Here is a 23,492-nt window from a genome sequence, read left to right on the forward strand (position 1 = left end):
CCGTTTATGTTGGGCGAAGCGCGTAGCGCAGCGTCATGACAGTGCGGTGACAGCAGCCGTTGATGACGGGCCTAGGTCTTGCCGAATCCTCCCGGCGTCGGCGTGGTGACAATCACCACTTCGCCAGGCTCCAGAATGGTCTGGTCGCAGGCTTTCAATACGTCGACGCTGCCATCGAGGCGGCGTACCCTGGTGCTGCCCACCTCGCCATCATCGCCGCCATCGAGGCCTCGCGGCGGATGCGAGCGGTGAGAGGACAGGATTGCGCATTCCATCTTCTCCAGGAAGCGGATCGAGCGGCGCGTGCCATCGCCGGCATTCCAGTGTCCCTTGCCGCCGGAGTTTTCACGGATGCGGAAGTCTTCCAGCAGCACTGGAAAGCGCAGTTCGAGGATTTCCGGGTCGGTCAGGCGCGAATTGGTCATGTGGGTATGAACGCCCGAAGTGCCGGCAAAACCGCGGCCATCGTTCATGCGCCCTGCCGGCGAGCCGGAGCAGATCGTTTCGTAATACTGGTGGCGGTCATTGCCGAAGGTGAGGTTGTTCATCGTGCCCTGGGCATTGGCCATTGCGCCCATGGCGCCGAACAGCGCATTGGTCACGTGCTGCGATGTCTCGACATTGCCGGCAACAACAGCAGCAGGATAGGACGGCTTCAGCATCGAGCCTTCGGGGATGATGATGTTTATCGGTCTGAGGCAACCGGCATTCATCGGGATATTGTCTTCGACCATCACACGGAAGGCATAAAGCACGGCTGCGCGCGCGACGGGTTCCGGTGCATTGAAATTGTTTTTCATGACCGCCGACGTGCCGGTGAAATCGACGGTTGCCTCACGCTTTGCACGGTCGACGGTGATCTTCACCTTGATGACCTGAGCTGTGTCGGTCGGATATTCATAGGCCGATGTGTCGGGCAAACGCTCGAGCACGCGGCGCACGCTTTCGGCGGCGTTGTCCTGAACGTGTCCCATATAGGCCTCGACGACAGGCAGGCCGAAATGCGCCATCATCTTGCGCAGCTCGGCCACGCCTTTCTCGTTGGCGGCGATCTGCGCCTTGAGGTCGGCAATGTTCTGTGCCGGGTTGCGGGCTGGATAGCGATGGTCCGTGAGCAGGTGCACAAGTTCGGCCTCGCGGAAACGGCCGCGTTCGACGAGGCGAAAATTGTCGAAAAGAACGCCTTCTTCATCAACGGTGATTGCGAGCGGCGTCATCGAGCCAGGCGCTGTGCCGCCGACATCTGCGTGATGGCCGCGTGAGGCGACCCAGAACAGGATGTTCTCCTGCTCATCGTCGAAAACCGGCGTAACCACCGTGATGTCGGGCAGGTGCGTGCCGCCATTGTAGGGTGCGTTGAGTGCAAAAACGTCACCGGGGCGGATATCGCCCGAATTGAGTCGGATGATGGTCTCGACGGAACGGTCCATCGAACCCAGATGCACCGGCATATGCGGGGCGTTGGCCACCAGCGAGCCATCGCTGTCGAAGACGGCGCAGGAGAAGTCGAGCCTTTCCTTGATGTTGACTGAATAGGCGGTGTTCTGCAGCGTCACGCCCATCTGCTCGGCGATCGACATGAACAGGTTGTTGAACACCTCGAGCATGACCGGATCGGCTTCGGTACCGAGTGCCGCGTTACGCTGTTTCCTGGACGCTCGGCGCAGGAGAACATGGTTGCGCGGCGTGATCTCAGCCTGCCAGCCGTTTTCCACCACGATGGTCTGGTTGGGTTCGATGATGAGCGCCGGGCCTGAAACCCTGTCCGAGGGACGCAGCGCTTCACGTCGCCAGACGTCGGATTCGTGCCATTGTCCTTCCGAGAAGATGCGGCGCTTTTCCTGCGCGTTGGCCTTGTCGCGCGGTGGTCCGGAAGGGGCGAATGCTTCCTCATAGTGGCCGGCGTCGGCATTGCTGCCCTCTACGGCGACGGTCTCCACCACCAGTTGCTTGTCGTCGTAGACGAAACCGAACTGAGCCTTGTGTGCAGCTTCGAAGGCGGCCTTGGCGTTGGCAATCGAGTGGTCGGGAAAGCTGACCGGTAGCGTGGTGTCAGTGCCGTCGTAGCGGATATGCAGCACGGGGCGCGTCGCCATAGCTTTCTCGGTGACGCCCTGCGCGGCCAACTCATCGCCTACTTCCCTGGAAAGGGCGGCAATCACCTCTTCGATCGCAGGCAAGGATCGATCGATCAGCGGCTCCAGCAGCGCCTGCTGGCGCGCTGCGAAGATCGATGCGAGGCCGATACCATAGGCTGAAAGCAGGCCGGAGAAGGGGTGAATGAGAACGGCTTCCATGCCGAGCGCATCGGCGACGAGGCAGGCGTGCTGCCCGCCGGCGCCGCCAAAGCAGTTCAGCAGATAGCCCGTCACGTCGTAGCCGCGCTGGACGGATATCTTCTTGATGGCGTTGGCCATGTTCTCGACTGCGATGGTGACAAAGCCCTCGGCCACCGCTTCCGGTGAGCGACCGTCGCCGATCTCTGCAGCCAAAGCCTCGAATTTCGCGCGTACCGTAGCTGTGTCGAGCGGCTGGTCCTGGTTCGCGCCGAAAATGGGGGGGAAGAAATCCGGCTGCAGCTTGCCAAGCATGACATTGGCATCGGTCACGGCAAGCGGTCCGCCGCGCCGGTAGCAGGCCGGGCCTGGATTTGCGCCGGCGGAATCCGGACCGACGCGAAAACGGCCGGCTTCGAACTGCAACACCGAGCCGCCGCCGGCGGCTACTGTATGGATGCGCATCATCGGCGCGCGCACCCGCACGCCGGCAACTTCTGTGTCGAAGGCGCGCTCATAGTCGCCGTCGCAATGGGCGACATCGGTGGATGTGCCTCCCATGTCGAAGCCGATAACCTTGTCGAAGCCGGCAAGCTTCGCCGTCTCGACCATGCCGACGACACCGCCGGCCGGGCCGGACAGCAGCGCGTCCTTGCCCTGGAATTTGTCCGCCGCTGTGAGGCCGCCGGACGACATCATGAACATCAGCCTCGGGTTCGCCGAAGCTTGTTCGCTGGCCTCGACCCTATCGTTCGGTACGCTGCGCGTGTCGATTGCAGTCGTGCCCAGCTCCCCCGCCACCCGTTGCACGTAGCGTGACAGGATCGGCGAGAGATAAGCATCGACCACGGCGGTATCGCCGCGGCCGACCAGCTTGATCAGCGGTGAAACTTCATGGCTCACCGAGACTTGCGAAAAATCCGCTTTGCGGCAGACCTTGGCCACAGCCTTTTCGTGCTCGGGATGTTTCCACGCATGCATGAAGACAATAGCGACGGCATCGATGCCGTCCGCTTTGGCTTGTTCGATCGCCGGCTTGACGGCGGCAATGTCAAGCAGCCGCTCCACGCAGCCATCCGCACGCACGCGCTCGTCGACCTCCACGACGCGTTCGTAGAGCTGCTCGGGCAGGAGGATTTCCTTGGCGAAGATATCGGGCCGGGCTTGATAGGCGATACGAAGCGCGTCGCGGAACCCCTTGGTGATCAACAGCAAAACCCGATCACCCTTGCGTTCCAGGAGCGCGTTGGTGGCAACCGTGGTGCCCATGCGCACCTCTCCGATCAAGCGGGAGGGGATCGGCTTGCCAGCTTTCACGCCCAGCAAAGTCCGGATGCCGTGGATGGCGGCGTCCGCATAGGTTTCCGGGTTTTCGGAAAGCAGCTTCAACGGCCTCAGTGATCCGTCAGGAGCGCGCCCGATGATGTCCGTGAAGGTACCGCCGCGGTCGATCCAGAAATCCCATTTCATGCTCGCCGCCCATCCTTTCGATGCGTTCCATTCCCTGTTAGTGCCGAAGGCCAGGGTCGGCAACGGCTCAACGATGTCCGACCGCTGTTACAGGACGAAACGCAATGTGACGAAACCGATGTCCGGCTGCTGCATTCCTTTTGTGCCGCCCTTCACAGGGGGTGAAGTTGCGAAGGAGAAATGCGATGAAAAAACTCGTCTTGGCTTCGGTTTCCGCGTTGCTTTTGCTCGGCGTTGCCGCCTGCAGTGAAAACAAAGGTGGCGGTACCGGAGGTACCGACAACACCACGACGCAAGCCACACCGCCTGCCTCCGAGCCGATGAAACCGGCTACGCCTGAGGCACAGCCGCCGGCCGATACCACGAAGCCGGCTCAGCCGAATTCGACTGCGCCAGCGCAATAAGCGCAATGGTCGGCCGAAATGGCTGGCACCCAAGGCTGGCATGCGTCAGCTCATGAATCGAAAAGGCCGGGACGTCGTCCCGGCCTTTTTCTGCATATCGGACCCGCGGCTGCCTCAAGCGGGTGCCGGCTGGTGATTTTCAGAAGAGGCAAATCGCGGGAAGGCGAGCGCGATCAGGAACGCCGCGATGCCGATGACCGATGAGCCGATGAAGAGCCAGTCGTAGACGTCGAAACGGTCGAATATCCAGCCGCCTGCGACGGGCCCGAGTGCCATGCCGAAGCTGGAAGCCATGGTGAGTGCGCCGAGCACCGACCCCATCACCTGCTGGCCGAAATATTCGCGAGCCAGCAGCGCATAGAGCGGCATCACGCCGCCATAGGCAGCGCCGAAGACGACAGCCAGCACATAGAAGGTGCTGAGCTGATTGGCCGAGAGATAGGCCGCGATCACCAGCGCCTGGACGAGCAGGCCGGTGACCAGGACCCGCTTCGGGCCAAGGCGATCCGCCGCCACGCCGAACAGCAACCTGCCGCCAAGGCCGGCAATGCCTTCAACGCTGTAAATGCTGACGGCAGTCATGGCGGAGATGCCGCAGGTGATCGCGTAACTCATGATGTGAAAGATCGGGCCGGAATGCGCGGCACAGCACAGGAAATAGGTTCCGGCGAGCAGCGCAAACTGCGGCGAGCGGAAAGCCTTCGATAGCGGATTGTTCGTGGCTCCGACGGTGACGGTCTCACCAATGGAAGCAGGACGGTTGGCTGGCGCCTGTTGGGCATTCCTGACGAAGAATGCCGCGGGCAGGAGGATCGCGCTGGCGAGCAGCCCGATCGTCATCATCGCGGTGCGCCAGTCATAACTTGCGAGCAGCCAGGCTGCGAAGGGCGATACGGTGGCGGGTGCAACGCCGACGCCGGCGGAAACCAGCGAAACGGCGAGGCCACGGTGCTTGTCGAACCAGCCGGTGACCGCGGCCATCATCGGCGCGAAGAAGGCGCCGCCGGCAAGACCGACGCCGACACCATAGGCGAGCTGGAACGCGATCAGGCTGGTCGCATGGCTGGCCAGCACCAGTACAACGCCGAGCGCGATGGAGCCGACCAGCACCACGGGGCGCGTGCCGATGCGATCGGTAAGCATGCCCCAGCCGAAGCTCGAAGCCCCCATCATCAGGAAGTTGAGCGTCATCGCGCTGGAAATGCCGGCGCGTGTCCAGCCGGTCGCGGCGGAGATGTGAGGCATGAAAACGGCCAACGAAAACATGGCGCCAATGGTTACGCAGGTCATCAGTGCGCCGAGGGCGACGATGATCCAGCGATACGGATTCTGTGTCTCGAGCGTTGACATGGAAACTTCCTAACATTGGGCTGGCGACGTCGGCTCATCGCCGTGACGCATTCGTTGAAGTCATTGGAGAGGGTAGCGGCGGGAGCCAAAAGGCGAGAGTGACAAGAGTGTCGGGATTTCACCCGGGGCGCCGCTCGAAATCCATCTCAGTGGTCGCCGTGCCTCAGGCAAAGGATGTCGCGATAGGCGCAGAGATCGTCGAGCAGCGGCTTCTCGTCGGCGAGGATCTTCGTCTTCTCGGCGTCGCCGACGAGCTGGATGATGTAGCTGTGCTCGGGTGCGCCCTGCCTGTCGACGAAGGGACTGAGCAGGCTGGCACGTGCCGCGAGGTCGGGCTTGGCGCCGATGTCGTCATTGGTGACACCCGGCGCGTAGAACATCACATGAGGCATCGCCATGGTATGCACGTTCATGTCCGGCGGGCCGATGGTGCGCATGACGGGTGCCACCATGTAGGAAACGCCGGGTTTTTCAGGAACGTTGAAGGTCTTGTCCCGATACCGTTTTTGATATTCCGCATTGAGGGTCGCGGCGTCCATGCCCGTGGCGCGTAACGTTGCCGCTTCCATGATATGCCGCAGATAGGTCCTGCTGCCGGCTGCGTCGTAGCAAAGCGGAATATAGATGTCGTTGCGGAAGTCGCTGAGATCCCAGCTCGTGCGCTCGACAATGCAGGTGATGCCGCTGTTTCCCTGTCTGGAGAGTTGATAGCCCTTTGCGGGATCCAGCAGATAAACGGTTGCCGTTTCGCGCAGCGCTGGTGGTGCAGCGCTCAGCGCCAGCCTGGTTTCCAACTCGGCCGGCATGCGGTCGAGCGTCGTTTCAGCCGGACTGGCGGGAGCGGTAGCCGCGAGGCCGGCGATGACCAACGCAGCGAGCGCGCTTCCTTGTTTGATTTTCATGGCTTTATTCCTTCTCGATGTGGTCAACTGTCTGACCGTCGTGAGAGGTTAGGGGCAGATACCGAATGAGGAGAGTGACAAGTGTGACGGGATTCCGATGGACTCACTGATCACGGCCGCAGGGCAGGCGCTTGCGCGTGGCGACCCTCTCGGAGCGCTGAAGCGGGTAGCCTTGCGTGACGATGCGGCTGCACTTGCGTTGCGCGGCATCGCGATGGCGCAGCTTGGCGACCTTGTTCGTGCCAAGGCCCTTCTAAAGGGCGCGGCGCGTGCCTTTGGCCCGAAAGAGGCGGTGGCACGGTCCAGGTGCATCGTCGCCGAGGCTGAAATCGCGCTTGTCTCGCGTGATCTCACCTGGCCTGCCAAGGCACTCGATATCGCCCGTGCCACGCTGGAGGCGCATGGTGACCACGCGAATGCGGCGCACGCGCGCACGCTTGAAATACGGCGCCTGCTGCTGATTGGCCGTCTCGACGAGGCCGAAGACCTCATCTCCGACCTCGACCCCGCGCTGTTGCCACCGCCAATGCGGAGCGCGCTTCAGCTTGCGGTTGCCGGCATCGCGATCCGGCGCCTGCGTCTCAAGGAGGCCCGCAGGGCATTGATGCTGGCCTGGCAGGCTGCCCAACAGGCCGGTATTCCCGCGCTCGGGGCAGAAGTGGAAAGTGCCGCACTGGTGATCGACACGCCGGCCGCGCGCCTGATCGCGAAAGGCATGGCGCGTCCGCTGCTGCTGGAAGAGGTGGAGGAGCTGTTCGCGACTGGAGTGTTTGTGGTGGATGCCTGCCGTAACGTTGTGCGTGCCGGCAATGTGGTGGTTTCGCTGGCGACACGCCCGGTGCTGTTTGCGTTGGCCCGCATACTGGCCGAAGCCTGGCCCGGGGACGTGTCGCGGGAGAGGCTTTTGTCCGGTGCCTTTGGCGCCAGGCATGCCGACGAGTCGCACCGGGCGCGGCTGCGGGTGGAAATCGGGCGCTTGCGGGCTGAGCTGCGTGGCTTTGCCGACATCGGCGCGACGAACGAGGGTTTCAGGCTGGCGCCGCGTCGGCGTGGCGATGTGATGGTGCTGGCGCCGCTGGTCGAGGAAGAACACGCGGCGGTGCTCGCCTTTCTTGCCGATGGCGAGGCATGGTCCAGTTCGGCATTGGCGATCGCGCTGGATGCCAGCTCGCGTACGGTGCAGCGAGCGTTGGAACAGCTTTCTGCCGCTGGCAAGGTGCAGTCTTTCGGGAAAGGGCGAGCACTGCGCTGGGTGACGCCGTCGGTGCCGGGCTTCCCGACAACCTTGTTACTCCCGGGACCGCTGCCAAGCGGTTAGGGTCTTGTGGACGGCCGCCGCCAGCCATTGGCGTGCACGGCTCCAACCTCAACTCGGGAAGAAATCATGAAACCGACCCCAGCCGAAATCCTTCGCGAATATGGTCCTTTTTCGAGCGACGTGCATGGCGTGACCTTCGATGGCGAGAATGTGTGGTTCGCCACCGGCGACAAGCTGAATGTGCTTGATCCCAAAAGCGGTGAGCCTGTTCGCAGCATCGACATGGTCGCACATGCCGGCACCGCCTTCGACGGCGAGAATATCTACCAGATCGCCGAGAGCCAGATCCACAAGATCGATCCGAAAACCGGAAAGGTGCTTTCCACGATTCCGGCGCCGGGGAATGGCGGCGATTCCGGACTTGCCTGGGCGGAAGGTTCGCTCTGGGTCGGCGAATATCGCGCCCAGAAAATCCACCAGGTCGACCCTGAAACCGGCAAGATTCTGCGTTCGATCGATTCCAACCGCTTCGTCACCGGCGTGACATGGGTGGACGGCGAACTATGGCACGGGACCTGGCAGGGCGACGAAAGCGAATTGCGGCGGATCGATCCGCGCACCGGTGAGGTGCTCGAGGAGTTGACCATGCCGGACGGAACCGGTGTCTCCGGGCTCGAATCCGATGGCGGCGACATGTTCTTCTGCGGGGGCGGCAAGAGTGGCAAGCTCAGGACTGTACGCCGGCCCCGGCGCGACATTGCGGCACAGCCGGCCTGAAGGCGCAACCTTTCGACCTCCGGCCCGTTTCTTCCGTAGCCAATCTGCCTTGTTGATTGGTTCCGTGCCGGCGCATGGACGCGATCATGCCTTGATAGCGCCATGTGCTTGGTTCTAAGAGGGGCACATGTCGATTTGGGACCGTATCGGCGATTTCATCGCCCGCATTTCAGCCTCTGCCTCGGCCGGCATCGCCGAGGTGGTCGAGGCTGTGCGCACGGTCTTTTCCGGTGACGCCGAGCTGCGCCGCCGGGTTTCCTTCTCGATCGCGATGATCGCGCTTTCGGCCAAGATGGCGAAGGCGGACGGTGTCGTCACGCAGGACGAGATCCGTGCTTTCCGCGAAATCTTCGAAGTGCCGCCGGAAGAAACGCACAACGTCGCGCGCCTCTACGATCTGGCCAAGCAGGATGTCGCCGGTTTCGAGGCGTATGCCGAAAAGCTCGCCAATCTATGCGGCTCTGGCCATGCCAACTGCATGATGCTGGAGGACATTCTTGACGGTCTCTTCCACATTGCCACCGCCGATGGCGTCCTGCATGAACGGGAAGGGCAGTTCCTGCATCGGGTGTCCGAAATCTTCCGGATCGAGGAGTCGCACTACAAGACGATCCTCGCCCGTCACGTGCACCTGGGAGCGGACGATCCCTACGTCGTGCTTGGCATAGAGCGGGGGCGGCCGTTCGATGAAGTGAAGAAGCGTTACCGCAAGCTGGTCGCCGAGAACCATCCGGACAAGGTCATCGCACGCGGCCTGCCGCAGGAATTTATCAAGATCGCCACGACGCGTGTTGCCGCGATCAATGCAGCATATGAGATGATCGAACGGGATCTCGCCCCGGCATGAGCGGCTTCTCGCCTGATCATGCCGGAGCCGAGGTCAGGGTGTCGCCGAATTTCGGGCCGCGTCGCGGCCCGTTCCATCCCGACATGGTCGTGCTGCACTATACCGGCATGGAAACCGGAGCGGGCGCCGAAGCCTGGCTGTGCAATCCCGCCAGCGAGGTTTCCGCGCATTATCTCGTGCATGAGGATGGTCGTATCGTGCAGATGGTGCGCGAGAGCGACCGCGCCTGGCATGCTGGCAAGAGCTCTTGGCGTGGCCAAACCGACCTCAACTCGGCCTCCGTGGGCATCGAGATCGTCAATCCCGGCCATACGCTGGGATATCGGCCCTTTCCGAAGCGCCAGATCGAGGCGGTAATCGCCCTTACCGCCGGCATTGTGGCGCGCCACGGCATTGCGACGGAGCGGATTCTGGCTCATTCGGATGTGGCACCCGGTCGCAAGGTCGATCCCGGCGAAAAATTTCCTTGGAAGGTGCTGCACGCCGCAGGCATCGGCCATCTCGTATCCGCATCGCCGATCCGGCGAGGACCGATTCTGCAGGAAGGTGATGCAGGGCAGGATGTCGAGGAATTGCAATCCCTGCTTGCGATATATGGCTATGGGATTGAAATCACGGGTGTTTTCGATCCGCTGACGCGTATTGTCGTCGAAGCCTTCCAGCGCCATTTCCGGCCGCGCCTGATTGATGGAGTTGCAGACAGGTCGACGATCCGGACGTTGCGGCGCCTGATTGCTTCCGCGACCGCAAGTCTCGGCTGACCAGTTTACTTCCCTGTTCAATATTACATTCTGTAACATGAATTGAATTGTGCGGCCTTCATTGCCGCCAAATCCGGTTTCAAACGCAAATCCACACCGATGCAGGACAAGTGCCAGTCTAGTCCGGCATTCATCGTAGGATGCTGCGCGAAGTTCTTCGTGCGGCCAAGAAAAACAGGACCACATGCAGAAACCGTTCATTGTAGCGGCAGCTGTTGCTGCCGGCGTGATTTCTTTTGCCTTCGCTTCGCAGGAAAGCGTCGCAGCTAGTCTGAGAGTCGACCAGGGCACTCCGGTCGCGACGCAGGCTGCGGCCGCAACGCCGGCCAAGAAGATAACCAAGACCACGAAAACCGTGAAAGCCGGCAAGGAGGCCAAGGTTGCAAAAGCAGCCAAGGTTGCGTCGACCGTCAAAGTCTCCAAGGCAACCGCAAGTGCCAAGACGGCAGCCGAGCCTTGCCCCTATCTGTTCGGTTGTTCAAAGGACGCCAAGACCGCAACGAACGTGAAGCCCGGCAAAGTCACCAAGCTGGCCAAGACCGAGAGCAAGACCAAGATCGCTACCAAGGCCAGGACCAAGACCAAGGTAACCTACGATACGGTCACCACCGCCTCGATCACGTCAGGCGCTGTCAAGCCGAGCTTGGCCCCAGGCGCCGGCACACGCTATTCCACCATCGTGTCGCGTTATGCCTCCGCCTATGGCGTGCCGGTGTCGCTTGCGCATGCGGTGATCAAGATCGAAAGCAACTACCGGCCCGGCATGGTTGGCCGCGCTGGCGAGATCGGCCTGATGCAGATCAAGCCAGCCACTGCGCGCATGATGGGGTACAGCGGTTCGGCCCAGGGGCTGCATAATCCCGAGACCAACATCAAATACGGCATGAAGTATCTCGGAATGGCCCGTGAACTCGGCGGCGGCAGCACGTGCGGCACCATCCTCAAATACAATGCCGGCCATGGCGCCACGCGCATGAACCCGACTTCTTCCGCCTATTGCCGCAAGGTGGTGGCGCAGATCGGCAGCGCCGGTTGATCGACGCAAAGTAGTCGGCCAGCTTGCTCTTGCCTTTTTGGCCGCGAACGCCTTTATACGCCCTGCCAGCCGGCCGGGCGGCCGCACCAGCGAGAGTCGAAAGGCTGCGGGTGAGGAAAGTCCGGGCTCCATGGAGACACGGTGCCGGCTAACGGCCGGCGGGGGCGACCCCAGGGAAAGTGCCACAGAAAGCAAACCGCCGCGGTTTCCGCGGTAAGGGTGAAAGGGTGGGGTAAGAGCCCACCGCGCGACCGGCAACGGAAGCGGCAGGGCAAACCCCACCGGGAGCAAAACCGAATAGGGGCGGTGTGAGGGGAAACCCTCAGGGCTGTTTCCGGCCCACCGCCCGGGTAGGTTGCGTGAGGCGCATGGCAACATGCGCCCAAGATGAATGGCCGCCACGTTCCCGCTCCGCAAGGAGTGGGGGCCATACAGAACCCGGCTTACAGGCCGGCTGGCATTTTTCTTCTGAAATTCAGTGGCTTCGCGCAATCGGCGTGGAGTTTGATTCAAGTCGTCGCTGTGTTGATTCAGCAACCGGGATCTGCCCGTTCAATCCTTAGGACTGAAGTCGGTCCAGCGAAGCCTTGATTGCAGCCCATAGTTCTTCCGCCGGCTCGCAGCCCACGGCCAGCCGCACGAAGCCGGGCGGAACGGCATCGCCGCGCTTGGTGCGGCGTTCGGCCGAGGTATGTACGCCACCAAAGGAGGTGGCGGCCGCCATCAATTCGCAGCCATTGATGAAACCCTCTGCCTCATCTTCGGAGCCCAGATCGAAGCTGATCAGGAAACCGAAGCGCTCCATCTGGGTGCTGGCAAGGTTGTGCGAGGGATCGCCTTGCAGCCCGGGGAAGCGGATCGACTTGACCGCCGGATGTGCCTTGATCCGGGGCGCGATGAGCTCAGCGGTGTTGCACATGCGGTCGAAGCGTACCTCCAGTGTTTCCAGGCCGCGATGCAGCAGCCAGGCGTCGAAAGGGCTGGGTATGCTGCCCGAGGTGGTGCGCCATTCCTTCACCGCTGCCATAATGTCCGTGTCGCGGCAGGCGACATGGCCAGCCAGCACATCGGAATGGCCGTTCGGCGCCTTGGTATCGGCGGCAACGACGATGTCTGCGCCAAGGTCGAGAGGGCGCTGACCGAAAGGTGTCATTGTGGTGTTGTCGACGATGAGCAGCCCGCCAGCCCTGTGGATCGTCTCTGCGGCGGCTGTGATGTCGCAGATGTCCAAGGTTGGGTTGGACGGGCTTTCCACGAAGACCAGCCGGTAGCGGTCGAAGCCGCCATCAAGGAACGAGGCGGTTGGTCGCGTGTCGAAACTCACGCCGAAAGCGCCAAGGAATCGGTCTGCCAGGATGCGCGTGGTGTGATAGCCATCGGACGGCAGCAGGATACGGTCGCCTGCTTTCAAAAGCGCGAAAAACACGGCGGAGATCGCGGCCATCCCGGAAGGGAAGGCGAGGACTGGCGCGTTTTCCAGGCACGACAACATCTCTTCCGTCCCGTCCCAGGTCGGGTTGGAGAAGCGGCCATACTGATGGAAGCCTGTCGAATCCCCAGGCGCATGGAAGATCGATGCCATCGTCAGCGGCAATGGGATGGCGTCTCCCCTGGAGAGGCCTTCGCGCCTCAAATGAAGGAGCCCGGCAGCACGGGAGGAGGCGGTTTCGGACATGGCGGATCTCGGAAGTCGGAGAACGTGTGGAGGCTGGGATCAGCATGCTCCGGAGAGCAATCGGGACGCTAGGCCCAGCGGTTGGTCGGGGCAAGAGCCAAGCCTCTCTTAAACACTTCGTTAGGCTTAATGGAGGATAAACGCGGCAGTGCCCGTAATCTCGCCTTGGAAGGGGTCTGTGAAGCCTGTTCCCGTTGACGCCCATGATGCCCCATGATATCCCATTCCGCTAATCAAGCCTTCGTTTCGTGTCAGGGTGAAGCGTACGCCGAACGGCCGGTCGCGGCGGCTGTGCGTTCGTCGATTTTCGCTTTGTTCGAGGCTCAAGGTCTGAGGAAGGGGTCGTGCCGCGGCGGCATGGCTACGAGGAAGTCGGAGGGTGCGGCGGCGCAAGCTGCCGCGATGCGTCATGGACCGTTTTCTGTCAAATGCGGTGAATCGGATCGACGCCAAGGGGCGCGTCTCCGTGCCGGCGCATTTCCGCACGGTTGTGCAGAAACGTGGCTATTCGGAACTTTACGCACTGCGCTGCCTGGATCAGGCGGCGATGGATGTCGGCGGGCTCGATCTGCTCGATCGCTACGAGCAGCGTATCGCGCAGGAGGATCCGTTCCAGCAGACTGCGGACGATATGTCTTTCTTTTGCCATGGCGACGGCACCTTCCTGAAGCTGGATCAGGATGGGCGCGTCATGTTGACCGATTTCATTCGCGAACATACCGGCATAACAACCGAGGTGGCCTTCGTGGGGAGGGGCAGTTTTTTCCAGATATGGGAGCCGGCACGGCTGGCCGCCTATGGTGCGGCGGCACGGGTCAGGCTCTTGCATCTTCGGCAGGGGACGAAGCCAGGGGAGCGGCCGGAATGACGGCGGGCCACGGCGATGATTTCCACGCCGATGGCGGACCGGCCCGCCACATTCCGGTCCTCCTCGCCGAGGTTCTGAATGCGCTTGCGCTACAGCCGGGCGATACCATCATCGACGGCACTTTCGGTGCCGGCGGCTATACGAAGGCGATCCTGGAAAGCGGTGCGTCCGTCATCGGTGTCGATCGCGATCCGGATGCCATCGCTGCCGGCAAGGCGTTGGAACAGGAAGCGGACGGGCGATTGAAGCTGGTGCATGCGCCATTCTCGACGCTGGATCAGCATGCGGAGGCGGTCGACGGCGTCGTGCTCGACATCGGCGTTTCCTCCATGCAGCTCGACCAGGCCGAACGCGGCTTTTCCTTTCGTTTCGACGGTCCGCTCGACATGCGCATGGCGCAGGCCGGTGTGAGCGCTGCTGATGTCGTCAACACTTTCAAATCAGGCGACCTTGCCCGAATTTTCGGTTTCCTTGGCGAAGAGCGGCATTCCGGCCGCATCGCGCGCATGATCGAAGCGCGAAGAGCCAAGAAGCCGTTCGAGCGTACGCTCGATCTGGCCGATGCCATAGAAACCCATATCGGCCGCAAGCCGGGCGACAAGATCCATCCGGCGACACGCGTCTTCCAGGCGCTGCGCATTTTCGTCAATGACGAGCTGGGCGAGCTGGCAAAGGCGTTGCTTGCAGCCGAGCGCGTGCTGAAACCCGGTGGTCGGCTGGTTGTAGTGACCTTCCATTCGCTCGAGGACCGCATCGTCAAGCGCTTCATCGCCGATCGTTCCGAGCAGGCGGCAGGCTCGCGCCACATGCCGGAGACGCAGGTGCGCACCGCAACCTTCCGCAAGCAAGGTGGTGGTGTGACGGCCGGCGAGGCGGAACTCGCCATCAACCCGCGCGCGCGTTCGGCTCGGCTGCGCGCCGCGATCCGTACCGAAGCGCCGGCTCGCGCCGGTGATCTTGCCCAGTTCGGTCTTCCCAAGCTTCCCGGCGTCACACTGCCGGGCGAGAGGTGAACACGTGTTCCGTACCAGTGACATCATCCTGATCGCCGTGATGGTCTCGGCCGCTGCCATGACCTACAAGATCAAGCGCGATGCCGAAGTGCAGCAGGCTGCTGTCTACAAGATCCAGGCGCAGATCCGCACCGAGGAAGACACGATCGACCTGCTCAGGGCCGACTGGAGCCTGCTGACGCAACCGTCGCGGCTGCAGCGGCTCTCCGATCTCTACAAGGATCAGCTCGGCCTGCAGACGGCCGATGCGCGCCAGATCGTGCGGTTGGACGAATTGCCCGAGAAGCCGCCGCTGACCATCGAAGACATCATGGCGGATAACGGCGCGCCGGGCGTCGATAAGGAAAAGACCGCCTCGATCACCAAGGACAAGGGTGCCGACAAGCCGAAGGCTGCCAGCAAGGCCAAGGTGGGTGACAAGAAGCCGGCCGTGGCGGCTGCCAAGCCGAAGCCCGCGGTCAAGGACAAGCTTGCAAGCAACGCCAGGGTCGCGGTCGCCGACAAGATCGCGCAACAGATCGAGGATGGGGCTGACGAATGATCGGCGTTCTCAACAAGCTCCTGAAACGCTCGCGGCGCGGCGAGGACGGTTCGATCGTACTGGACAGCGCGCGCAAGGCGACCGGCGGCAAGACCCGCACCCGCGTGGTCATGACGATGGCCGTGTTCCTTGGAATTTATGTCGCTATCACCGGCCGGCTGGTGTGGTTCGGCTTCCAGGGACCGACGGATTCCGGCCCGCCGCCGAGCCGCGTCACCGCCTCGCGGCCCGACATCGTCGACCGCAACGGCGAGGTTTTGGCGACTGACATCAAGACCTCCTCATTGTTCGCAGAACCTCGCCACATCGTCGATGCCGACGAGGCTATCGAGAAGCTGGCTACGGTGCTGCCGGAAATCGACTATGAGCAGACCTACAAGAAGCTGAAGAGCGGTGCCGGTTTCGTCTGGCTGCAGCGCCAGCTGACGCCAAAGCAGCAGTCCGAAATCATGCAGCTGGGCGTTCCGGGCATCGGCTTCCGCACGGAGAAGCGCCGTTTCTATCCAGCGGGTGAAACCGCGTCCTACATCGTCGGCCTGACCAATATCGACAATCAGGGCATCTCCGGCATGGAGAAGTATATCGACGACCAGGGCCTGGCCGATCTGCAGCTGTCCGGCCTTGCCGTGGCCAGGGACCTGAAGCCGGTCAAGCTGTCGATCGACCTGCGCGTGCAGCACATCGTGCGCAACGAGGTCGCCGATGCGATGCAGCGATATCACGCGATTGCCGCGGGCGGCGTCGTGCTCAACGTCAAGACCGGCGAAGTGGTCGCCATGGCTTCGGTGCCGGACTTCGACCCGAACAATCCCTACAACGCGCAGGACAAAGATCGCCTGAACCGGATGTCGGCCGGTCTGTATGAAATGGGTTCGACCTTCAAGAGCTTCACCACCGCCATGGCACTGGATTCCGGCAAGGTGACGCTGGAATCGAAATTCGATGCCTCGCGGCCCATCACCATCGGTCGCCAGACCATTCGTGACTTCCACGGCAAGGGTCGCGTGCTGAGCGTGCCGGAAGTGTTCATCTATTCGTCCAACATCGGCTCGGCCAAGGAGGCCGACGTGGTCGGTATCGAAGGCCACCGCGAATTTCTGCATCGCCTGGGCGTACTGGAGAAGATGAAGACGGAGCTGCCCGAAGTGGCAAAGCCGACCGAACCAAAAGTGTGGAAGAAGGTGCATTCAATCACCGCCGCCTTCGGCCATGGCGTTTCGACGACGCCGCTGCAGACGGCGGTGGGCTGTGCGGCGCTGATGAATGGCGGCTTCCTGATCGAGCCGACCTTCCTGACCCGCACCGCCGATCAGGCGATGGAGGTCGCCAAGCGGGTGGTCAGCGAGAAGACTGTAGAAGGCATGCGCTATCTCTATACGCTGAACGCCGAAAAAGGCTCCGGCAAGAACGCTCGCGTCCCTGGTTATCGTGTCGGCGGCAAGACCGGTACGGCTGAAAAGGTCATCAACGGTCGCTACTCCAAGGATGTTCGCTTCAATGCCTTCGTGGCGGCGTTCCCGATGGACGATCCACAATATATCGTGCTGACCATCATCGACGAGCCAAAGCCGGAAATGCCCGGCCGTGGTGCTACTGCCGGCTCCAATGCCGCGCCGATGGTGGCCAACATCATTCGCCGCTCGGCGCCCATGCTTGGCGTGAAGCCAGATTTCGGCCAAGAAAATGCTGCAACGCTGGTGTCCTACTGAGTGATTCTTTTGGCGCGCCGGCCAAAGCGCGCCGTTTTGTTAGATGACTGGGGATCGATGAAGCTTAGAGATTTAGCCGGTATCCTGCCTGTCGAGGCTTCCTCCGACATCGCGGTGACCGGCATCACGTCGGATTCGCGGCAAGTGCAGCCAGGCGATCTGTTCTTTGCCCTTGTTGGCACCAAGGCAGATGGTGCGGCCTATGCGGCTGAAGCCGCAAAACGCGGCGCCAGCGCTATCGTCGCCGCAAAGGGTGCCGACATCTCAGGTCTCGGTATTCCGGTTCTTTTCCCCAACGATCCCCGTCACGCACTTGCGCTCGCTGCCGCGCGCTTCTTCGACCGTCAGCCCGCGACGATGGTCGCCGTCACCGGCACCAGCGGCAAGACCTCGGTTGCGGCTTTCACGCGCCAGATCTGGGAGCATGCCGGCTTTGCCGCCGCTTCGATCGGCACCACCGGCGTGGTCGCGCCGGGTCGCAACGAATACGGCTCGCTGACGACGCCGGATCCGGTCGCGCTTCACAGGCTGCTCAAGGAGCTCGCCGACGCCGGTGTCACGCATGCGTCGATGGAGGCCTCCAGCCATGGCCTGGACCAGCGTCGTCTGGACGGCGTCAAACTCGCCGCCGGCGCCTTCACCAATCTCGGCCGCGACCACATGGACTATCATCCGACCGTCGAGGAATATCACCAGGCCAAGCTGCGCCTGTTCGACAGGCTTCTGCCCAAGGGTGCTCCGGCCGTGATCTTCGCCGACGATCCGTGGTCGGAGCCGACGATCGCCGCTGCCAACGCGGCCGGACTTTCGGTGCTGACGGTCGGCCGTCATGGCAATTTCCTCGAACTCAAGCGCGTCGAGCATGAGCGCCACCGTCAGCGCGCGGAAATCATGGCTGACGGCGCCATCTACGAGATCGACCTGCCACTGGCGGGCGACTTCCAGATTTACAATGCCCTGGTCTCCGCCGGCCTGGCCATCGCCACGGGAACACCTGCCGCCAAGGCTTTGCCGGCACTGGAGAAACTGAAGGGTGCACCGGGACGGCTCGATCTCGTTGGCACCACGACGGCTGGCGCCCCGGTTTATGTCGACTATGCCCATAAGCCGGACGCGCTGGAGAATGTGCTGGCCTCCGTGCGTCCCTTCACCACCGGTCGCGTGCTGGTGGTGTTCGGCTGTGGTGGCGACCGCGATCGTGGCAAGCGTCCGATCATGGGCGAGATCGCCACACGGTTGGCTGACGTCGTCATCGTCACCGACGACAATCCCCGCTCGGAAGTGCCGGAGGAAATCCGTGCCGCCATTCTCGCCGCCGCGCCCGGCGCCATCGAGATCGGTGACCGTCGCGAGGCGATACACGAGGCGGTCGCCATGCTCCATACCGGCGACACGCTGATCGTGGCCGGCAAAGGCCACGAAGAGGGCCAGACTGTTGGCTCGCAGACCCTGCCGTTTTCCGATCATGAGGAAGTGCGTGTCGCGCTCAGGGAGCGTGCCGCATGAGTCATCTCTGGACCGCCGATGCCCTTGTCGCCGCCGTTGGCGGTCGTCCGTTCGGCAATATGCCGGAAGGCATCAGCGGCGTCTCCATCGACAGCCGCAGCTTGCAGCCCGGCGAAGCCTTCTTCGCCATCACAGGCGAGACGATGGACGGGCATGATTTCGCCACGGCTGCCATCAAGGCAGGTGCAGGGGTGCTGGTGGTCGCAGAAGGCAAGCTACCGGCACTCGGCCGATTGACCGCGCCAATGATCGTGGTGCCCGATGTACTTGTCGCCCTGGAGAAGCTGGGCATCGCATCCCGCGCGCGTTCCCGTGCCAGAATCATCGCAGTGACCGGTTCGGTCGGCAAGACTTCGACCAAGGAAGCGCTGCGCCACGTGCTCTCCGCCGTCGGCAAGGTTCACGCATCGGCCGCCTCGTTCAACAACCATTGGGGTGTGCCGCTGACGTTGGCGCGCATGCCGCAGGACACGGATTATGGCGTGTTCGAAATCGGCATGAACCACCCGGACGAAATCCGTCCGCTGGTGAAGATGGTGCGGCCGCATGTGGCCATCATCACGGTGATTGCCGCTGCCCATCTCGGCTTCTTCCGCAACCTGGACGAGATCGCCCGCGCCAAGGCGGAGATATTCGAGGGATTGGAGCCGGAGGGTGCCGCGCTGCTCAACCGCGACGACCCGCGCTCGACGCTGCTCGCCAAGCTGGCGCGGCAGGCCGGCGTAGCCCATGTCTTTGGTTTCGGCGAAGTGCAGCGCTCGACCTACCGCATGATCGACTGTGTTGTCGAAGCAGATCATTCAATCATTACCGCCAAGATCGCTGGCAAGGAGCTTGTTGCGCGTGTTGGTGCGCCCGGTCGCCATATGGCACAGAACGCGCTCGCCGTGCTGGGCGCCGCCCATCTGGTTGGCGCCGAGGTGACGCGGGTGGCGGAGGCGCTCGCCGATCTTTCCGCAGCGCCAGGTCGTGGCGCGCGCCATATCCTTTCGCTTTCGGATGGTCCGTTCACACTGATCGATGAGAGCTACAACGCCAATCCGACCTCGATGAGGGCGGCGTTGACTTTGCTCAGGGACACACCGGTGGCCGAGGGAGGCCGCCGCGTTGCCGTTCTGGGCGATATGCTGGAACTTGGAGCGCAGTCGCAGAAACTGCATGCGGGGCTTGCCGAACTGGTGACGGAGTCGGGCGCCGACATGGTGCTTCTGGCCGGGCCGGAGATGCAGGCGCTGGCCGATGCGCTTCCCGACGGCACGAACGTCACTTACCAGCCGACGACTGAGGCGTTGAAACCCTTGCTGCTCGGCGCTTTGCGGCCGGGCGATGTGGTGATGGTCAAGTCATCCAAAGGCATCGGCTTCGCAAAGCTGGTCGACACGCTCATCAAGACATTTCCGGCGCACGCTGCCGAAACGGAAATTTGAAGGTCCGGGGGACGAAAACGCATGTTCTGGCTTCTCGTCGACTTTGCCGACCGCGTCACGGTCTTCAACGTCTTCCGTTATATCACCTTCCGCACCGGTGGTGCGCTGATCACTGCGGCACTGATCGTCTTCATCTTTGGGCCGACGATCATCAACTCGCTGCGCGTGCGCCAGGGCAAGGGCCAGCCGATCCGCGCCGACGGACCGCAGACGCACTTCAAGAAGGCCGGCACGCCGACCATGGGCGGTCTGATGATCCTCACCGGCATCATCGGTTCCTCGCTTTTGTGGGCGAACCTTACCAGCATCTATGTCTGGGTCGTGCTGTTCGTAACACTCGGCTTCGGTGCCATCGGTTTCTATGACGACTATCTGAAGGTCACCAAACAATCGCATCTCGGCTTTTCTGGAAAGGCACGCCTGGCGCTGGAATTCATCATCGCCGGCATCGCCGCATGGATCATCATGCGCAGCGGCCAACCTCCGTTTTCGTCCTCGCTCACCTTTCCGTTTTTCAAGGAACTGATCATCAATCTCGGTTTCTTCTTCATCCCGTTCGCCGCGTTTGTGGTGGTGGGGGCGGGCAATGCGGTAAATCTGACCGACGGCCTGGACGGGCTCGCCATCGTGCCGATCATGATCGCGGCGGCTTCCTTCGGCGTCATCGCCTACCTGTCGGGCAACGCGGTGTTCGCCGAATATCTGCAGATCCATTTCGTGCCCGGTACAGGTGAACTGGCGGTGATCCTCGGTGCGGTCATTGGCGCCGGCCTCGGCTTTCTTTGGTTCAACGCCCCACCGGCCGCGATCTTCATGGGCGACACTGGCTCACTGGCGCTCGGCGGCCTGATCGGCACGGTAGCAGTTGCGGTCAAACACGAGATCGTCATGGCCATCATCGGCGGCCTGTTCGTGGTCGAGATCCTGTCGGTCATCATCCAGGTCGGCTATTTCAAGATGACAGGCAAGCGCGTGTTCCTGATGGCGCCGATCCATCATCATTTCGAAAAACTTGGCTGGACCGAGAGCCAGGTCGTCATCCGGTTCTGGATCATTGCCGTGATACTGGCGCTGATCGGCCTTTCCACCCTCAAATTGCGATAGGCGCCTGCATGATTCCGGCAACTTCCTTCGCAGGCAAACGGGTTTCGCTGTTCGGGCTCGGCGGTTCGGGGATAGCCACGGCGCGTGCGCTGATCGAGGGTGGTGCCGAGGTGCTGGCCTGGGACGACAATCCGGAGAGCGTGGCCAAGGCGGGTGAACAAGGGATCGCGACGCGCGATCTGCGCGGCGCGGACTGGGCCGGCTTTTCATCCTTCGTGCTTTCGCCCGGCGTGCCGCTGACCCACCCGAAGCCGCATTGGTCGGTAGAACTGGCCCGTGCTGCCGGTGTTGAAGTGATCGGCGATGTCGAACTGTTTGCGCGCGAGCGCAACCGGCTTCAGGCGGACGCACCCTTTGTCGCCATCACCGGCACCAACGGCAAGTCGACGACGACAGCGCTGACGGCGCATATCCTGAAGTCGGCCGGCCGCGATACGCAGATGGGCGGCAATATCGGCCGCGCTGTCATGACGCTCGATCCGCCGGTAACCGGCCGCCACTATGTGGTTGAATGTTCGTCCTACCAGATCGATCTCGCCCCTTCGATCAATCCGACCGCCGGCATCCTGCTTAACCTGACGCCGGATCATCTCGACCGGCACGGGACCATGCAGCATTACGCCGCGATCAAGGAGCGGCTGGTGGCTGGCTCGGAAACGGCGATCGTCGGCATCGATGATGCCTGGTGCGCTCAGATCGCGGATCGTCTCGAGCGTGCCGGCAAGGATGTCATCCGTATCTCCAAGCGGCTGCCGCTGACCGATGGCTATTTCGCCGACGGCACCAATCTGATGGAAGCCGTGCACGGGCGCTACAGCCGTATCGCCTTCCTGGAGGGCATCGGTTCGCTGCGTGGCCAGCACAATGCGCAGAACGCACTGGCAGCCGTTACGGCTTGCCTGAAAGTCGGGCTGGAGCTCGGCGAAATCCAGTCGGGATTGGAGAGCTTTCCAGGACTGGCGCATCGCATGGAGCAGGTTGCTCGCAAGGGCCATGTGCTGTTCATCAACGATTCCAAAGCAACCAACGCCGATGCCGCGGCACCGGCATTGTCATCCTTCCCACGCATCTACTGGATCGCTGGCGGCCTGCCCAAGGAAGGCGGCATCGAACCGCTGCGCGGCTTCTTCCCGCGTATTGCCAAAGCCTATCTGATCGGTGAGGCAGCACCTGCTTTCTCGGCAACGCTCGGCGAGGCCGTACCTTACGAGATCGCAGGCACATTGGCCGCCGCTGTCGAGCGCGCGGCCGCGGAAGCGGCCAAGGATGAGAGCGGAGAGGCGGTGGTGCTTCTATCACCGGCTTGCGCCAGCTTTGACCAGTTCAAGAATTTCGAGCTGCGTGGCGAAGCCTTCAGGCAAGCCGTCGCTGCTATTGAGGGCGTGAAACCCATCGGAGGGACACGATAATGGCCGCCAGTCGTCTCGACAAAAGCCCGGTTGCAACCTGGTGGTGGACCATCGACCGATGGTTTCTTGCGGCGTTCCTGCTCTTGATGGGGCTGGGCATCGTTCTGTCCTTTGCGGCCAGCCCCGCTGTGGCGCAGCGTATCGGCCTGGGTCCGTTCTATTTCGCCACGCGCCAAATCATCTTTACCGTACCGGCGTTGTGCGTGATGTTGGGTGTTTCCTTCCTCGAGCCACGGCAGATCCGGCGCATGTCCATCGTGATGCTGTGTATCATGCTGGTGCTTATGGTGGCGGTGCTCTATGTCGGCGTCGAAGTGAAAGGGGCCCGGCGCTGGATTTCGCTTGCCGGGGTTTCAATTCAGCCCTCCGAATTTCTCAAACCAGCCTTCGTGATCCTCTGTGCCTGGCTGTTCGCCGAGCACAAGCGGCATCCCGACATTCCGGGTAACGTGCTGGCAATGATCATGCTGGGGCTTGTCGTTGCTTTGTTGCTGGCGCAACCCGACTTCGGCCAGACCATGCTGGTTACCGGCACCTGGGGCATCATGTTCTTCATGGCCGGCTTGTCGTGGCTGTGGATCGTGGTGCTCGGTGCGCTCGGTGTTACCGGCGTGTTCGCCGCCTATACAATACTGCCGCACGTTGCCGGCCGTATCGATCGCTTCCTGACTGGCGAAGGCGACACCTATCAGGTCGACATGGGCAGGGAAGCGCTGATCAATGGTGGCTGGCTCGGCGTCGGGCCGGGCGAGGGCACGGTCAAGCGCGCGATTCCGGACAGTCACGCAGACTTCGTCTTTTCGGTGGCTGGCGAGGAATACGGGCTGATCATGTGTTTCTTCATCATGACCATCTTCGCCTTCATCGTGCTGCGCGGCCTCAACACCGCGCTGAAGGAGCATGACGATTTCACCCGTTATGCCATTGGCGGCCTTGTTACCATTTTCGGCCTGCAGTCCACCATCAACATGGCGGTGAACCTGCAGTTGATGCCGGCCAAGGGCATGACCCTGCCGTTCATTTCCTATGGCGGCTCCTCGCAGATCGCGATCGCCATATCGATGGGCATGGTGCTGGCACTTACCCGAAAGAAGCCCGAGAAGCGCAAGACGCTCGGCGGCCTGCAAGGCTATCAGCGCTTCCTTCCGGCGGAGTAATT

Annotated in this window: 18 protein-coding genes, 1 other RNA gene and 1 pseudogene; 16 read left to right on the forward strand and 4 right to left on the reverse strand. The window is 62.3% G+C overall.

The features are described from left to right. Positions 1–71: 71 nt before the first annotated feature. Positions 72–3,746 carry a hydantoinase B/oxoprolinase family protein gene (locus ACFWXH_RS09835; RefSeq protein ID WP_379119710.1) on the reverse strand — a complete coding sequence of 1,225 codons (3,675 nt, stop codon included), beginning with the start codon at positions 3,744–3,746 and terminating at the stop codon, positions 72–74. Positions 3,747–3,931: 185 nt separating this feature from the next. Between ACFWXH_RS09835 and ACFWXH_RS09840 the strand changes: the two genes are divergently transcribed. Then, positions 3,932–4,150, forward strand: coding sequence for a hypothetical protein (locus tag ACFWXH_RS09840; RefSeq protein WP_054308256.1), 219 nt, complete (start codon positions 3,932–3,934; stop codon positions 4,148–4,150). A 114-nt stretch (positions 4,151–4,264) separates the two neighbouring features. Here the strand turns inward: ACFWXH_RS09840 and ACFWXH_RS09845 are convergent, their stop codons facing one another. Then, positions 4,265–5,500: an MFS transporter gene (locus ACFWXH_RS09845; protein ID WP_379119712.1), complete on the reverse strand. Its 1,236-nt coding sequence runs from the start codon at positions 5,498–5,500 to the stop codon at positions 4,265–4,267. 146 nt (positions 5,501–5,646) lie between these two features. Continuing rightward, on the reverse strand, positions 5,647–6,402 hold the full coding sequence (locus ACFWXH_RS09850; protein ID WP_379119714.1) for a hypothetical protein: 756 nt from the start codon (positions 6,400–6,402) through the stop codon (positions 5,647–5,649). A 97-nt stretch (positions 6,403–6,499) separates the two neighbouring features. On the opposite strand from ACFWXH_RS09850, the gene ACFWXH_RS09855 reads away from it, so the two are divergent. The 6 genes from ACFWXH_RS09855 (at position 6,500) to rnpB (ending at position 11,543) form a co-directional block, all read left to right on the forward strand. Then, positions 6,500–7,720: a helix-turn-helix domain-containing protein gene (locus tag ACFWXH_RS09855; RefSeq protein ID WP_379119716.1), complete on the forward strand. Its 1,221-nt coding sequence runs from the start codon at positions 6,500–6,502 to the stop codon at positions 7,718–7,720. Between the two features lie 66 nt (positions 7,721–7,786). Then, the gene (locus ACFWXH_RS09860) at positions 7,787–8,437 is read left to right on the forward strand and encodes a glutaminyl-peptide cyclotransferase (protein ID WP_379119718.1); all 651 of its coding nucleotides are present in this window, start codon (positions 7,787–7,789) and stop codon (positions 8,435–8,437) included. A 127-nt stretch (positions 8,438–8,564) separates the two neighbouring features. Continuing rightward, positions 8,565–9,284: a DnaJ family molecular chaperone gene (locus tag ACFWXH_RS09865; RefSeq protein WP_054308251.1), complete on the forward strand. Its 720-nt coding sequence runs from the start codon at positions 8,565–8,567 to the stop codon at positions 9,282–9,284. Continuing rightward, positions 9,281–10,045, forward strand: coding sequence for an N-acetylmuramoyl-L-alanine amidase (locus ACFWXH_RS09870; RefSeq protein WP_379119720.1), 765 nt, complete (start codon positions 9,281–9,283; stop codon positions 10,043–10,045). Before ACFWXH_RS09865 ends, ACFWXH_RS09870 begins: the two co-directional genes overlap by 4 nt. A gap of 184 nt (positions 10,046–10,229) precedes the next feature. Further along, the gene (locus ACFWXH_RS09875) at positions 10,230–11,081 is read left to right on the forward strand and encodes a lytic transglycosylase domain-containing protein (RefSeq protein WP_379119723.1); all 852 of its coding nucleotides are present in this window, start codon (positions 10,230–10,232) and stop codon (positions 11,079–11,081) included. 65 nt (positions 11,082–11,146) lie between these two features. Continuing rightward, positions 11,147–11,543, forward strand: an RNA gene (gene rnpB, locus ACFWXH_RS09880) — RNase P RNA component class A. A gap of 97 nt (positions 11,544–11,640) precedes the next feature. Here the strand turns inward: rnpB and ACFWXH_RS09885 are convergent. After that, positions 11,641–12,756 (reverse strand): cystathionine gamma-lyase, encoded by a 1,116-nt coding sequence (locus ACFWXH_RS09885; protein WP_379119725.1) that lies wholly within the window; start codon positions 12,754–12,756, stop codon positions 11,641–11,643. A 409-nt stretch (positions 12,757–13,165) separates the two neighbouring features. On the opposite strand from ACFWXH_RS09885, the gene mraZ reads away from it, so the two are divergent. The 9 genes and pseudogenes from mraZ to ftsW all read left to right on the forward strand — a co-directional run bounded on the left by mraZ (position 13,166) and on the right by ftsW (position 23,490). Then, entirely contained in the window at positions 13,166–13,624 is a 459-nt protein-coding gene (gene mraZ / locus ACFWXH_RS09890) for a division/cell wall cluster transcriptional repressor MraZ (protein ID WP_379119727.1), read from the forward strand. Continuing rightward, positions 13,621–14,637, forward strand: coding sequence for a 16S rRNA (cytosine(1402)-N(4))-methyltransferase RsmH (gene rsmH, locus ACFWXH_RS09895; RefSeq protein WP_379119729.1), 1,017 nt, complete (start codon positions 13,621–13,623; stop codon positions 14,635–14,637). The genes mraZ and rsmH overlap by 4 nt, the downstream gene beginning before the upstream one ends. Positions 14,638–14,641: 4 nt before the next feature. Beyond that, a pseudogene (locus ACFWXH_RS09900) lies at positions 14,642–15,004 on the forward strand (hypothetical protein); the annotation flags it as partial. Between the two features lie 170 nt (positions 15,005–15,174). Then, on the forward strand, positions 15,175–16,887 hold the full coding sequence (locus ACFWXH_RS09905; protein WP_054308246.1) for a penicillin-binding protein 2: 1,713 nt from the start codon (positions 15,175–15,177) through the stop codon (positions 16,885–16,887). A 57-nt stretch (positions 16,888–16,944) separates the two neighbouring features. Next, entirely contained in the window at positions 16,945–18,393 is a 1,449-nt protein-coding gene (locus ACFWXH_RS09910) for a UDP-N-acetylmuramoyl-L-alanyl-D-glutamate--2,6-diaminopimelate ligase (RefSeq protein WP_379119731.1), read from the forward strand. Next, a complete protein-coding gene (locus ACFWXH_RS09915) occupies positions 18,390–19,820 on the forward strand; it encodes a UDP-N-acetylmuramoylalanyl-D-glutamyl-2,6-diaminopimelate--D-alanyl-D-alanine ligase (protein WP_379119733.1) in 1,431 nt (476 codons plus the stop codon). Before ACFWXH_RS09910 ends, ACFWXH_RS09915 begins: the two co-directional genes overlap by 4 nt. Before the next feature lie 21 nt (positions 19,821–19,841). After that, a complete protein-coding gene (mraY, locus tag ACFWXH_RS09920; RefSeq protein WP_054308243.1) occupies positions 19,842–20,924 on the forward strand; it encodes a phospho-N-acetylmuramoyl-pentapeptide-transferase in 1,083 nt (360 codons plus the stop codon). 8 nt (positions 20,925–20,932) lie between these two features. Further along, positions 20,933–22,333 (forward strand): UDP-N-acetylmuramoyl-L-alanine--D-glutamate ligase, encoded by a 1,401-nt coding sequence (gene murD, locus ACFWXH_RS09925; protein WP_379119736.1) that lies wholly within the window; start codon positions 20,933–20,935, stop codon positions 22,331–22,333. After that, complete coding sequence (gene ftsW, locus ACFWXH_RS09930) at positions 22,333–23,490, forward strand: putative lipid II flippase FtsW (RefSeq protein WP_054308241.1); 1,158 nt, start codon at positions 22,333–22,335, stop codon at positions 23,488–23,490. Before murD ends, ftsW begins: the two co-directional genes overlap by 1 nt. The last annotated feature ends 2 nt before the right edge of the window (positions 23,491–23,492 follow it).

The sequence above is a fragment of the Mesorhizobium sp. NPDC059054 genome (genome assembly GCF_042739215.1).
Lineage (GTDB): Bacteria > Pseudomonadota > Alphaproteobacteria > Rhizobiales > Rhizobiaceae > Mesorhizobium.